General features: G+C 66.4%; 12 protein-coding genes and 2 tRNA genes. 3 read left to right on the top strand and 11 right to left on the bottom strand.

Annotation, left to right across the window (positions count from 1 at the left end; translation table 11 throughout):
- Positions 1-76: 76 nt before the first annotated feature.
- The 6 genes from ACZ5PP_RS07405 to ACZ5PP_RS07430 form a co-directional block, all read right to left on the bottom strand.
- Positions 77-790 (bottom strand): ABC transporter ATP-binding protein, encoded by a 714-nt coding sequence (locus ACZ5PP_RS07405; RefSeq protein ID WP_004266027.1) that lies wholly within the window; start codon positions 788-790, stop codon positions 77-79.
- Positions 783-1538 (bottom strand): ABC transporter ATP-binding protein, encoded by a 756-nt coding sequence (locus tag ACZ5PP_RS07410; protein WP_012585823.1) that lies wholly within the window; start codon positions 1536-1538, stop codon positions 783-785. Before ACZ5PP_RS07410 ends, ACZ5PP_RS07405 begins: the two co-directional genes overlap by 8 nt.
- A complete protein-coding gene (locus ACZ5PP_RS07415) occupies positions 1531-2499 on the bottom strand; it encodes a branched-chain amino acid ABC transporter permease (protein WP_004266032.1) in 969 nt (322 codons plus the stop codon). Before ACZ5PP_RS07415 ends, ACZ5PP_RS07410 begins: the two co-directional genes overlap by 8 nt.
- A 4-nt stretch (positions 2500-2503) precedes the next feature.
- Positions 2504-3370, bottom strand: a complete 867-nt coding sequence (locus tag ACZ5PP_RS07420) for a branched-chain amino acid ABC transporter permease (RefSeq protein ID WP_004266034.1) — start codon at positions 3368-3370, stop codon at positions 2504-2506.
- 113 nt (positions 3371-3483) lie between these two features.
- A complete protein-coding gene (locus tag ACZ5PP_RS07425; protein WP_004266037.1) occupies positions 3484-4671 on the bottom strand; it encodes an ABC transporter substrate-binding protein in 1188 nt (395 codons plus the stop codon).
- A gap of 61 nt (positions 4672-4732) precedes the next feature.
- Positions 4733-6319 (bottom strand): benzoate-CoA ligase family protein, encoded by a 1587-nt coding sequence (locus ACZ5PP_RS07430; protein WP_004266041.1) that lies wholly within the window; start codon positions 6317-6319, stop codon positions 4733-4735.
- 374 nt (positions 6320-6693) lie between these two features.
- Here ACZ5PP_RS07430 and ACZ5PP_RS07435 point away from each other — a divergent pair, with 374 nt between their 5' ends.
- A complete protein-coding gene (locus ACZ5PP_RS07435) occupies positions 6694-7626 on the top strand; it encodes a helix-turn-helix transcriptional regulator (protein WP_004298145.1) in 933 nt (310 codons plus the stop codon).
- Positions 7627-8020: 394 nt separating this feature from the next.
- Here the strand turns inward: ACZ5PP_RS07435 and ACZ5PP_RS07440 are convergent.
- A tRNA-Met gene (locus ACZ5PP_RS07440) sits at positions 8021-8097 on the bottom strand.
- 77 nt (positions 8098-8174) lie between these two features.
- Positions 8175-8250: transfer RNA gene (locus ACZ5PP_RS07445), tRNA-Thr, on the bottom strand.
- Between the two features lie 145 nt (positions 8251-8395).
- Here ACZ5PP_RS07445 and ACZ5PP_RS07450 point away from each other — a divergent pair.
- Positions 8396-8560: a hypothetical protein gene (locus ACZ5PP_RS07450; RefSeq protein ID WP_004298146.1), complete on the top strand. Its 165-nt coding sequence runs from the start codon at positions 8396-8398 to the stop codon at positions 8558-8560.
- 12 nt (positions 8561-8572) lie between these two features.
- Here ACZ5PP_RS07450 and ACZ5PP_RS07455 read toward each other — a convergent pair whose 3' ends face one another.
- Positions 8573-9031, bottom strand: coding sequence for a ProQ/FINO family protein (locus tag ACZ5PP_RS07455; protein ID WP_004298148.1), 459 nt, complete (start codon positions 9029-9031; stop codon positions 8573-8575).
- Positions 9032-9265: 234 nt separating this feature from the next.
- Here ACZ5PP_RS07455 and ACZ5PP_RS07460 point away from each other — a divergent pair, with 234 nt between their 5' ends.
- Positions 9266-9598: a hypothetical protein gene (locus ACZ5PP_RS07460; RefSeq protein WP_004298149.1), complete on the top strand. Its 333-nt coding sequence runs from the start codon at positions 9266-9268 to the stop codon at positions 9596-9598.
- Positions 9599-9652: 54 nt separating this feature from the next.
- Here ACZ5PP_RS07460 and ACZ5PP_RS07465 read toward each other — a convergent pair whose 3' ends face one another.
- Both ACZ5PP_RS07465 and ACZ5PP_RS07470 read right to left on the bottom strand, forming a co-directional pair.
- Positions 9653-10309, bottom strand: coding sequence for a cytochrome b/b6 domain-containing protein (locus ACZ5PP_RS07465; RefSeq protein ID WP_004298151.1), 657 nt, complete (start codon positions 10307-10309; stop codon positions 9653-9655).
- Positions 10310-10311: 2 nt separating this feature from the next.
- Positions 10312-11940: a tetrathionate reductase family octaheme c-type cytochrome gene (locus ACZ5PP_RS07470; protein WP_082047934.1), complete on the bottom strand. Its 1629-nt coding sequence runs from the start codon at positions 11938-11940 to the stop codon at positions 10312-10314.
- Positions 11941-11960 lie beyond the last annotated feature (20 nt).

Genomic DNA, 11960 nt, shown 5'->3' on the forward strand with positions numbered 1-11960 from the left:
GACGGGCGCAGCGCCGCCGCGGGCGGCGCACAACGCGCGGACGGGGCCTGCCGGGCCGCGCCCGCGTATCGAAGCATCACACCCCGAGGTGCTTGCGGATCAAGGCCGGCTCCTGGCGCACCTGTTCGCTCGGACCGTCGAACACCACCTCGCCCTTGACCAGGATCACCGAGCGGTTGGTCAGCGCAGTCACCGCCGAGTGGTTCTTGTCCACCACCACCGTGGCGATGCCGGTGTCGCGGATGGTGCGGATGACCTTCCAGATCTCCTTGACCATCAGCGGCGCGAGGCCCTCGGTGGCCTCGTCGAGGATCAGCAGGTCGGGGTTGGTCATCAGCGCGCGTCCGATCGTGAGCATCTGCTGCTCGCCGCCCGAGAGCTGGCCGCCGCCGTTGTCGATACGCTCGCCCAGGCGCGGGAAGGTCTCCATGACGCGCTCGAAGGTCCATTCGCGCCGCCCGTCCACGCCCGCGCGCGCCGCCATGACGAGATTCTCGCGCACGCTCAGGTTGGGAAAGATGCCGCGCCCCTCGGGTACGTAGGCCACCCCGGCGAGCGCGATGCGGTGCGGTTTGGCGCGCGTCATGTCGTCGCCGTTCACGCGCACCGTGCCGTGGCGCGGCCGCACCAGGCCGAGCATGCTGCGGATCAGCGTGGTCTTGCCCATGCCGTTGCGCCCCATCAGGCCGAGCGCCTCACCCTTGCGGATCGAGAAGCTCACCCCGTGCAGGATGTGGCTCGAGCCGTAGTAGGTGTGGAGGTCGCGCGCTTCGAGCAGCATCTCAGCCATGTTCATCCTCCCCGAGATAGGCCGCCTGGACGTCCTCGCTGTTACGGATCTGCTCGGGCGGTCCGGATTCGAGCACCGAGCCCTCGACCATCACGGTGATCGTGTCGGCCACCGCGAACACCGCATCCATGTCGTGCTCCACGAGCAGGATCGCGCGGTTCTGCTTGAGTTTGCGCAACAGCTCGACCATCTGCGCCGACTCTTCCGAGCCCATGCCGGCGAGCGGCTCGTCGAGCAGCAGGACACGCGCGTCGGTGGCCAGCACCATCGCGATCTCGAGCTGGCGTTGCTCGCCGTGCGAGAGCAGGCCGGCCTTGCGCAGCTCGCGCCCGCCCAGGCCCGCCTCGACGATCGCCGCCTGCGCGCGCTCGACGGTGTCGCGCGTCTTCATCGCGTCGGTGAAGATCCGCCACGGCCGCGGCCTGCGCGACTGCGCGGCAAGCCGGCAGTTCTCCAGCACGGTGAATTGCGGAAAGATGTTGGTGCGCTGGTAGCTGCGGCCGATGCCGCGGTGCGAGCGTGCCGCCGAATCCAGCCCGGTCACGTCCTGCCCTTCGAGCAGGATGCGCCCCGCGGAAGGCGGCAGGTCGCCCGAGAGCATGTTGATGCAGGTCGACTTGCCCGCACCGTTGGGGCCGAGCAGCGCATGCAGCTTGCCGCGCTCGAGCGTGATGCACACCTCGAGGTTGGCGGTCAGCCCGCCGAAATGGCGGGTCAGGCGGTCCGCCACCAGCATCGCCTCACTCATCGTCTTCTCCCCAATTGACCGTGCGGAAGATGCGTCGCGGCAGTCCGGCCAGTCCACTCGGCATGAACAGCACCGCGGCGACGATCACCAGGCCCATCAGCAGTTGCCAGTGCTTGGTCCAGTCCGAGAACATCTCCTGCAGGCCGATGAAGGCGAACGCGCCCGCGACCGCCCCCGCCAGGCTGCCGAGGCCGCCGAGGATGACCATCAGCAACACGTTGCCCGACTGATGCCACGACAGGTAATCGGGGGTCACGAAGCCGAACAGCACCGCGTACAGGAAGCCCGCCACCCCGGCCAGCGCACCGGCCAGGGTGAAGGCCGCAAGCTTGTAGCGCTGCGTGGCGTAGCCGAGCGACTTCATGCGGTGCTCGTTGCTGTGGATGCCGGCGAGCACGCGACCGAAGGGCGAGCGCAGCACGAAGGCCAGCAGCACGAACACCGCCACCATCGCGGCGAGGATGAAGTAGTACAGGTGCAGCGGCTCGTCGAGGTTGAACGGCATCCAGCCGAAGAGGCTGGCATCCGGCTTGACGTTGAGATAGATGCCGTCCGAGCTGCGCCCGAGTGCGGTGTCGTGGAAGATGTAGTAGGCCATCTGCGCGAAGGCCAGCGTCACCATGATGAAATAGATGCCCTTGGTGCGCAGCACGAACAGCCCGATGAAGAACGCCGCGGCGCCTGCCGCCAGCACCGAGGCCGCGAGCACGAACCACAGGTTGGCCGCCTCGTATTCGGGCGCGATCAGCGCGACCGTGTAGGCGGCGATGCCGAAATATGCGGCATGGCCGAGGCTCACCAGGCCGGTGAAGCCGACCAGCAGCGCCAGGCTCATCGCGAAGATCGACATCACGAGGATTTTCGCCACCAACTCGACATAGAAGCTGGATCCGATCGCCGGAAACAGCACCAGCCCTGCCAGCACGGCGAGCTTGAAAGACAGCACGACTCGCGGGTTCATCGCCTCACCCCTTCCTGAAGATGCCTTCGGGGCGCCAGAGCAGCACGACCGCCATCAGCAGATAGACCGCCAGTCCGGCGAGCTCGGGGAGCAGGATCGTGCCGAACGTGTCCGCGAACCCCACCAGCAGCGCCGCCACCAGCGCGCCCCACACCGAGCCGATGCCGCCGATCACCACGACCACGAAGGAGATGATCAGCACATTGCCGCCCATGCCCGGGTACACCGAGGAGATCGGCGCCGCGAGCATGCCGGCCAGCGCGGCCAGCGCCACGCCGAGCGCGAACACGGTGCGGTAAAGCAGGTCGATGTTCACCCCGAGCGACTGCACCATCTCGCGGTTGAACGAGCCGGCGCGGATCATCATCCCCAGTCGGGTGCGCTGCATCAGCCACCACAAGCCGACAGCGAGCGCGATGCACACCACCGAGATCACCAGCCGGTACACCGGATAGGAGAGGTTGTCGGAGAGCGCGATCGAAGCCGAGAACAGGTCGGGGATGGCCACGCCGTGGACGTCGTCGCCGACCGTGAGGCTGCGCAGCTCCTCGAAGATCAGGATGAGCCCGTAGGTCAGCAGCACCTGCTGCAGGTGGTCACGCTTGTACAGATGCACGAAGAGCAGCTTCTCGAGCAGCGCGCCGAAGCCGAAGGCGAGCGGGATGCCGAGCACGATCGCGAGCATCAGGTTGCCGGTCAGGCTGGTGAGCGCGAAGGCCAGGTAGGCGCCGATCATGTAGAAGCTGCCATGCGCCAGGTTGATGATGCCCATGATGCCGAACACCAGGGTCAGCCCGCTCGCCACCAGGAAAAGCAGCAGGCCGTACTGGAGCGCGTTCAGGATCTGGATCAGGAACGAGGTGAAATCCATGATTGAACCCTTCCCTCCCAGACATGCGGAACACGCCGGGATGCGATGGACAGACGGGTGGAAGCGGGCTGCGACGCGGAGGCGGAGGGCCCGCCACCGCCTCCGCGACGGAATCAGTTCATGAGCTTGCAGCCGCGCGCCGGGTCGGCGAGCTTGGGTGCGGCGACGCCGATCACCTTGTTCTGCCCGCCCTCGACCTTGCGCAGGTAGATGTCCTGCACCGGGTTGTTGGCCTTGGACAGGGTGAAGCTACCGCGCGGACTGTCGATGGTGGCGGCGCTCATCGCCTTCATGACCGCCTCCTTGTCGAAGGCTCCGGCCGGCGCGCCCGAGAGCCCCGCGGCGAGCAGCTGCGCACTGTCGTAGCCCTGCACCGCGAAGACGTCGGGTTGCGCCTTGTAGGCCGCGACATAGCCGCTGCGGAAGGACTTCTCCCTGGCGTTGTCGAGGCCGTCGGCGTAGTGCAGCGTGGTCAGCACGCCCTCGCCGGCGCCGCCCATGGCCTCCAGCGTGCCGTCGGTGAGGAAGCCCGGGGCGTAGAGCGGGAGGCCCGCCTTCAGGCCTGCCGCCTCGTAGTCCTTGACGAACTTCGCCGCCCCGGCGCCGGAGAAGAATACGAACACCGCATCCGGCCTGAGGTTGGCGATCTCGGTCAGGAAGGGCTGGAACTCCACGTTCGGGAAGGGCAGGTAGAGCTCCTTGACCACCTTGCCGCCGGCCTGCTCGAAGGACTCCTTGAAGCCGGCGACCGACTGTTCGCCGAAGGAGTACTTCCAGGCCAGGGTGACCACGTTCTTGTGGCCGCGTTCGGCGACCACCTTGCCCATCGCATTCGCCGGCTGCCAGGCCGAGAACGAGGTGCGGAACACATTCGGCGCGCACAGCGGACCGGTAAGCTCGTCCGCGCCCGCGTTCGGGATGATCATCAGGGTCTTGGAGTCACGCGCGACCTTGGCCATCGCCAGCGCCACGCCCGAATGCACGGTGCCGACCAGCACGTCGACGTTGTCGCGTTTGACCAGCTTGTTGGCATTCTCGGTCGCCTTGGCCGGATCGGACTCGTCATCGACGACGAAATACTCGACCTCGCGACCGCCGAGCTTGCCGCCCTGCTCCGCCACGTACTGCTTGAAGCCGTTGGTGATCGCGTTGCCGAGCGAGGCGTAGGTGCCCGTGTAGGGCAGCATCAGCCCCACCTTGACCTTGTCCGCCGCCTCCGCCGCGCCCTGCGCCAGCAACATGCCCAGGCCGAGCCCGAGCGCGCTCACTGCGAGGCGCAGCTTCCTGTCCTTTCCGACCATGTCCGTCTCCTCTCTTTTGATGGTGTGAACACGGGCGGCGCCCCCGAGCGCCGCCAAAGCACTAGATGCCGCGCAGCTTGAAACGCTGGATCTTGCCGGTGGCGGTCTTGGGCAGATCCTCGACGAATTCGATCCAGCGCGGATACTTGTAGGGCGCGAGCATGCCCTTGACGTGCGCCTGCAGCTCCTGCCGCATCGCCTCGCCGGGTCCGTAGCCGGGCTTGAGCACGACGAAAGCCTTGGGCTTGATCAGGCGTTCCTCGTCCTCGATGCCGACCACCGCCGCCTCGAGCACCGCCTCGTGGGCGATCAGCGCCGACTCGACCTCGATCGGCGACACGTAGATGCCGCTCACCTTGAGCATGTCGTCGCTGCGCCCGGAGTAGACGTAGTAGCCGTCGCGGTTGCGGTAATACTTGTCGCCGCTGCGCGTCCAGCCCTCGAGGAAGGTGGCACGGCTCTTCTCCGGCTGGTTCCAGTACTGCACCGCCGAGCTCGGCCCGGAGATCTGCAGTTCGCCCGGCTCCTCGGCCGCGGTGATCTCGTCGCCGCCCTCGTCGATCAGGCGCACGCGGTAGCCCGGCACCGGCGTGCCGCTGGTGCCGTACTGCACGTCGCCGGCGCGGTTGGACAGGAAGATGTGCAGCATCTCGGTGGAGCCGATGCCGTCGAGGATGTCGACCCCGATGCGCTCCTTCCAGCGCCGCCCCACGCCCTCGGGCAGCGCCTCGCCCGCAGAGGTGCAGGCGCGCAGCCGCTTCATCTCGCCCGCGGTCGGGCAGCCGGTGTGCGCGAGCATGCCGGCGTAGAGCGTGGGCACGCCGTAGAAGATGTCGGGCTGGTGCTCGCGCAGGCGCTTGAACACCGCATCCGGCGTGGGCCGCTCGGCCATCAGGATGGCGGTGGCGCCCACCGAAAGCGGAAAGGTGAGGCCGTTGCCGAGGCCGTAGGCGAAGAAGAGCTTCGCGGCCGAGAACACCACGTCCTGTTCGCGGATGCCCAGGACCTCCTGTCCGTACAGCTCGGCGGTATGGATGAGGTTGGAGTGAATGTGCACCGTGCCCTTCGGCGCACCGGTGGAACCGGAGGAGTAGAGCCAGAAACAGGGGTCGGTCGCACGCGTCGGCGCGGCATCGAGCTGCTCGGACTGCGCGGCGAGCAGCGCCTCGAGACCGTCGTCGTCGTCACCACCGGCGACGACCAGGCGCTCGAGCGTCGGCACGCGCCCGGGCAGCGCGGCGAAATTGGCCAACAGCGCCTGCGATACCACCGCCACACGCGCACCGCTGTCGGAGAGCATGTACTCGTAGTCGCGTTCGGTGAGCAGCGTATTGACTGCGATCGGCACCACCCCGGCCTTGATCGCGCCGAGGAACATCGCGGGGAAATCGATGCAGTCGAGCACGCACATCAGGACGCGGTCGCCGCGTGCCAGCCCGAGGGTGCCGAGCAACGCATTGCCACAGCGGCTGGCACGCGCCGCGAGCTGGTCGTAGGTGTAGCTGCCGGCATCGTCGATGTAGGCGACCTTGCTGCCGCGCCCGGCGACGAGGTTGCGCCCGAGCAGGTCGTCGGCGGCGTTGTAGGGATCCGGAATCACGATCCGGGGCGGCGTGCAGCCGTGATCTGCGGTGCTGAGGGTGTGCATCGTCCTGTCTCCATCCTGATCCCGGACCGTACCGACCGGCATGCACACGGAACGGTACGACGCGAGAGAACCTTGGCACGATCGCCGAGCGGACTGGCTGGGGTACCGCACAAGCCATCCAAAAAAGTGCACTAAAGTGCATCTTTCGGCGAGACATGCAAAAGAATACCCCCAATCCGGATGCTGTCAACCCTGCATCGCACCAAAAACAAGGAAATTCAATTATTTAGATAAAGTCTAAGGTGCAATATACTGCACTTGCCGCTATGCTTGAATGCACTCCCCGCACACCGGCCGGGAGCCTCCGATGTCACGCCGTTGACAGCGCATCGCCAGCGGCACCATAAACACGAATCTCCGACCTCCGCTCCGTAATGAACGACCAGAATCCGACCCTCGCAGCCTCCGACGCGCCTGTACCGGTCGCGCACCCGGCGGTGCGACCCGATCCGCGCAGCGACGGGGAGTTCCTGCTCGCGCTCGGCCGGCGCGTGCGCGAGACGCGCGACCGGCGTGGCCTGACTCGCAAGCAGCTGGCTCGCGACGCGGGGGTGTCGGAGCGGCATCTCGCCCATCTTGAGGCCGGCGAGGGCAACGTCTCGATCGTGCTGCTACGCCATATCGCCAGCGCATTGGGGCTGTCGCTGCCGGAGATGTTGAACCTGGGCGCCGAGGAGTCGGTCGAGCAGCGCCTGGTGCGGCGCATCCTCGAACAACTGCCGCGCCACCGGCTGGAGGACGTGGTCTTCCGGTTGATGCGCGACTACGGCCAGGAAGAGGCCGCGCGGCGCAACCGGATCGCCCTCATCGGCCTGCGCGGCGCCGGCAAGACCACACTGGGCCGCAGGCTGGCGGCCGAACTCGGCTTCCGTTTCGTCGAGCTCGATGCCGAGATCGAACGCGAGACCGGCATGCCCATGGGCGAGATCTTCGCCCTCTACGGCCAGTCGGGATATCGCCGCATCGAACAGCGTTGCCTGCGGCGCGCACTCGACAGCGGTGAACGCACGGTGCTCGCCACGGGCGGCGGAATCGTCTCGCAGACCGAGACCTACGACCTGCTGCTGTCGCGCTGTCTGACGATCTGGCTCCGCACCTCGCCCGAGGAGCACATGCAGCGCGTCAGCGCGCAGGGCGACCTGCGTCCGATGGCCGGTAGCGCGGAAGCGATGGAAGACCTGCGCCGCATCCTCGCCGCGCGTGAACCGCAGTACCTGCGCGCCGACCATGTGGTCGATACCTCGGGCCAGGGCGAGGACGAGAGCTTCCGCGCGCTGCGCGCCGCCGTGGAGGACCGCGGCCGCTGAGCGAAGGCGTCGCGCGTGATCGGCTTGATCGGCAAGACGTCGAGCCCGCCGGTCGCAAGCCTGTCGAGGGCATCCGCACCACCCGCACTCTCCTCGGACTCTCAACCCCGGCGCGCCAGCCACGCGATCGGCAACGAGTGCCGATCCGCACGCCGTGCCCAGGCCTCGCCCGTCGCCGCCAGCTGCCTGCGAACCGACCTGCTCGATCGGAGAACTGGGGAGTGAAAAGCTCCACGCGGGCAACACCCTGACTTGACAGGAAAACATGGCGGCACGTGACACAAAGAGCCATGAATGTCGGCGCTCAGGACGCTAAGACCCGATCGGCGTGGGCACGACACTCCAGACGCAAAAAAGCCAATCACCGCTAAGTGATTGGCTTTAATGACTTTTTTGGTTGCGGGGGCAGGATTTGAACCTGCGACCTTCGGGTTATGAGCCCGACGAGCTGCCAGACTGCTCCACCCCGCGTCGGAGAAACAGAACTATAAACGGTGAACTACGAGAAGGCAAGAACTTTTTGCGCCGCACAAGCACCGGAGGAATTCTGGTGCCGGCAATAGGAATCGAACCCACGACCTTCTGATTACAAATCAGCTGCTCTACCAACTGAGCTATGCCGGCAAGGCGGTGCGGATTATAGCGCAAGACGCCACTCAGCCATCGCGTCGGAGGAAACGCACGGGCAGCCCCTGCATGCACACGAACTTGCACGGATAACTGTTTATATATACAGTTGTTGCACAGTCGAAAAGCTCAGGAGACCACCATGCAAACCATCACTTCCAGGGTGCTGCTCGCACTCGGCCTGCTCGCCGGCCTGATGATCGGAACCGGCCATCCTGGCGGGGCGCTCGTGGTGGCGGTCGCGGCCGGGGCAGGGATCTGGATGGCGCGGGCCGACTCGGTACGGCGCGATCTGCGCCGAGCGTAGGCCCGCCCGGGTTCAGCGGCCGAACTTGCTCACCAGTTGCTGGAGCTTCTCGGTGCGGCGGCGTTCGGCCTCCTCGGCCTCGCGCTTCTCGCGCTGCTGCTTGGCCACCGCGGCGAAGCGTTCCTTCAGCGTGGTGGCCGCGTGCTGGCGTTGCTCTTCGGTAACCTCTCCGGAGGCGTTGCCGTCGAGGTCGAAGCGCTCGCCGCCACGCTCGACCGCCTTGAGGTACTTGGTCGAGGCGGTGTACATGCGCAGGGCGATGCGCAGGTTCTTGCGGTCGAAATCGGGAAAGCGGGCCAGGATGCTCGTGTCGATCTTCAGCGCCAACGGCTTGCTGTCGCGAAATGCCGGCGATTCGGCCTGCAGGCGTTTGAGGATGGCACGCGGTTCGATGCGCGGCTGCTTGGCCTGGTCCTGCGCGTTGGTGCTGAGGGGCGCGGGGGCGGCGGTTTCGGCTTGCTGAAGGGTCATTTCGGGGAGAACTCTGGTACGCGGATCGGTGTCTGAACAGCAGTCCGGAAACCTCGCGTCCGGAGCGGTGCCGCGAACTGTGCGAGTCGAGTGCTGTTCCGGCATTCTACCCCCGGTCCGCCGGGCTTCTGCCGGACGTGGTGATTTTTGCCACGGATCGCATCGGTCTGGCACCCAGGCATCGGATCGAACGGAACCGGCTTGCTGCCGCACCACACACCTCGGGGAAACATCATGGAAAAGCGCTGGCGCCGCCTGCCCGGCTCGCGCACCGAACCGGCAGGATTCGAACGCAAGGTGCTGGCGCGCCTGCCCATGGTCGCGCTCGTCGGCACCGCGGCCTGCGTGGCCGTGTCCCTGCTCGCCCGGCTGCACTGGTGGGGCGACGAGAGCATCGAGGCGGTGCGCGCGCTGCAGATGGTCGACATCTGGGTGCTGGCAGCGGTGATCCTGCATTGGACGGTGGTGTTCACCGTGGCGATCGGTGCCTTCATCGTGTTCGTGATGAAGGGCCCGGCCTACATCGCCGACCGCTACGAACTCCCGGACGCAGACGCCCCGCGCTGAATCCGCCGCGGGGCGTCTGCGTCCCTTGGTGGTGCCGCGATACGGCGCAAGCACTCAAGCCGCGCCGGGTGTGCGCCCGCCCTGCTCGGCCGCGGCGGGCGGGTGGTCGTCATCGACCTCTTCCCAGCCGGTGATCATCGCCTTGATGTGCGCGAAGATCGTGTGCCCCGTGGTCGTCAGATACACGTGGATGAAGAAGAACGCGGTGATCATGAACGCACCTGCGGTATGCACGAGCGCCACGCCCTCGAGCGAGAACATCTCGTCGATGCCGAGCTGCGCCCAGTTGCCATAGAACAGGTAAAGCAGGCCCGAGCCCCAGATCAGCGGCGAGATGAACGCAAGCAGCGCGAGATAGGCCAGGCGCTGCAGCGGGTTGTGCTTCTGCACCGTCGTCTTGCGGAAGGGATGCGGCATCTCCTTGAAGATCCCCACCGTGTAGTAGAGGACCATCGCCGACACGTTCTTCATCGACGGGACGTACTGCCGCCACTCGCCCGTGGTGAATTGCCAGAAGATCGTGAAGGCCCAGATCACCAGCAGCGTCCATGCCGCGATCGTGTGCGCATCCACGGCCTTCCTGAAGCCCAAAAGAGTATAGCTGCCGTGGATCTCGAAGCCGGTGATCATCATGACGATGATCAGCAGCGCCTGCGACCAGTGCCAGAAGCGTTCATAGCGCTTGTAGATGTAGATGCGGTTCGCGCTCATTTTCAGTGCCCCTTGCGACGGGTGAGGATGCGGGCGATGCCGTGGATCGAGCCGGCGCCGATCGCGCCGATGATCGCCAGCCCACCGAGGAGATCGACCCAGCCGTTGCGGTCGCGACCGGGCAGGTAGAGGTCGGTGATCCCGGCGAGGCGGCCGTCTTCCGAGCGGGTGTGGCAGTCCCTGCACTTGAGCGCGTCTTCCTTGGGCGCCACCATGTGGGTGATGAACCAGTTCATGCGCGTCTCGATGAAGCCGAACTGGCCGCTGTAGGGCAGGCCGGCGTAGTCCATGCCGGCCTTGATCGACTTGGCGTAGTCGAAGTTTCCCCAGAACGCGGTGTCGTCCTGGCCGTATACGTGGTTCACCACCAGAGTCTTGTTCACCGGGTCGTAGGGCTGCTTGCCGACCATCACCTTGAAGGGCCAGATGCGCGCGTTCGGGTCGCTCGCCGAGCCTTCGACGCGGTTCAGCTCGAGGATCTTGCTGTCGTCGATCTTGTCGGTGAGCGCGATCTGATGGACCACGCCGTTGTACCACTTGTAGGTCGGGCGCACGTTCTCGCCGTACTTGAAGTCGCCCTTTTCCGCCGAGTAGATCAGGTGGCCGTGGTCGTCCTGGATGAACAGCGGCTTGCCGTCCGGACCGCGCTTGCCGCCGGTCGACCAGTCCCACAGCACCTTGGTGGCGATGCCGCCGCGCGCGAACTCGGGGATGTGGCAAGTCTGGCAAGCCACTCGCCTGGCGTGGTTGTCGAGGCGCTCGTTCTTGTGCGGGCGAAGGTCGTGGCAGGACTCGCAGGTCGCGCGCTTGTGGTCCTCATGCTTCATGTCCAGGCCCTTGGTGTCCTTGGCGGTAGCCGCGTAGCGGCTGCCGGAGGGCTGGTGGGCGTTGAAGGTGTGGCAGTCCGCACAGCTCATGTTCTCGCCATCGGGCGACATGTGCACATCGACGTGTTTCGGCGGCTTGACCAGCGAGGAGTCGAGGTCGCCATGCTTGACCGCGTCGCCGCCACCGCCGTTGAAGTGGCACGCGCCGCAGTTGTGCCGCCCCGGCTTGCCCACCGCCTGCGCGATCCTGGCCAGGTCGGGCGGCTGCACGATCCTGCCGCTGCCCTTGGGCAGCTCGCGCGGCGCGTAGAGCGGATGGCCGGCATCGGTGGCGATCTTCTTGTAGGTCGTCGTCGTGTCGTGGCAGGCCAGGCAATCCACGTTGTTCTGGTTGGTGAAATCGTAGTTCTTGTCCGTCCACCCGTAGCCGGCGTGGCAGCTCGTGCAGCGCGGCTCGTTGGAAAGGATGGAGCCGCAGAAGTTGTTGGCCGCGTGCTGTTTGCCCAGCTTCTTGCCGGTGGTCGGGCTGATCGCCTCCCAGGTCCAGTGCACGCTCTTCATCACCTGGTGCCCGGCCTCGTTGTGACAGGCGAGACAGGCCTTGGTGACCTCCGGCCCGCTCTCGAACGGGCCCTGCAGTTCCTTGAACCTGCTGTGGTCCGCCGTGCTCGCCGCCTTGCCGCCGGCCGCAGCCACCGGAAGATCCCCCCCTGCGGGCGTGCTTGCCGCACCCGCCATGATGCTCGTCGCGAGGATCAAGGCCCCGCCGATCCAGCGCCGCCAGTCGAATGTCCGCCTGCCCATTTTCCGTTCCTCCGCCGAGA

This window comes from Thauera sp. DNT-1 (assembly GCF_055393985.1).

Excerpts from the sequence above, each read along its gene's own strand:
- ACZ5PP_RS07405 (WP_004266027.1), bottom strand. The coding sequence starts at position 790 with ATGGCTGAGATGCTGCTCGAAGCGCGCGACCTCCACACCTACTACGGC.
- ACZ5PP_RS07410 (WP_012585823.1), bottom strand. The coding sequence starts at position 1,538 with ATGAGTGAGGCGATGCTGGTGGCGGACCGCCTGACCCGCCATTTCGGC.
- ACZ5PP_RS07415 (WP_004266032.1), bottom strand. The coding sequence starts at position 2,499 with ATGAACCCGCGAGTCGTGCTGTCTTTCAAGCTCGCCGTGCTGGCAGGG.
- ACZ5PP_RS07420 (WP_004266034.1), bottom strand. The coding sequence starts at position 3,370 with ATGGATTTCACCTCGTTCCTGATCCAGATCCTGAACGCGCTCCAGTAC.
- ACZ5PP_RS07425 (WP_004266037.1), bottom strand. The coding sequence starts at position 4,671 with ATGGTCGGAAAGGACAGGAAGCTGCGCCTCGCAGTGAGCGCGCTCGGG.
- ACZ5PP_RS07430 (WP_004266041.1), bottom strand. The coding sequence starts at position 6,319 with ATGCACACCCTCAGCACCGCAGATCACGGCTGCACGCCGCCCCGGATC.
- ACZ5PP_RS07435 (WP_004298145.1), top strand. The coding sequence starts at position 6,694 with ATGAACGACCAGAATCCGACCCTCGCAGCCTCCGACGCGCCTGTACCG.
- ACZ5PP_RS07450 (WP_004298146.1), top strand. The coding sequence starts at position 8,396 with ATGCAAACCATCACTTCCAGGGTGCTGCTCGCACTCGGCCTGCTCGCC.
- ACZ5PP_RS07455 (WP_004298148.1), bottom strand. The coding sequence starts at position 9,031 with ATGACCCTTCAGCAAGCCGAAACCGCCGCCCCCGCGCCCCTCAGCACC.
- ACZ5PP_RS07460 (WP_004298149.1), top strand. The coding sequence starts at position 9,266 with ATGGAAAAGCGCTGGCGCCGCCTGCCCGGCTCGCGCACCGAACCGGCA.
- ACZ5PP_RS07465 (WP_004298151.1), bottom strand. The coding sequence starts at position 10,309 with ATGAGCGCGAACCGCATCTACATCTACAAGCGCTATGAACGCTTCTGG.
- ACZ5PP_RS07470 (WP_082047934.1), bottom strand. The coding sequence starts at position 11,940 with ATGGGCAGGCGGACATTCGACTGGCGGCGCTGGATCGGCGGGGCCTTG.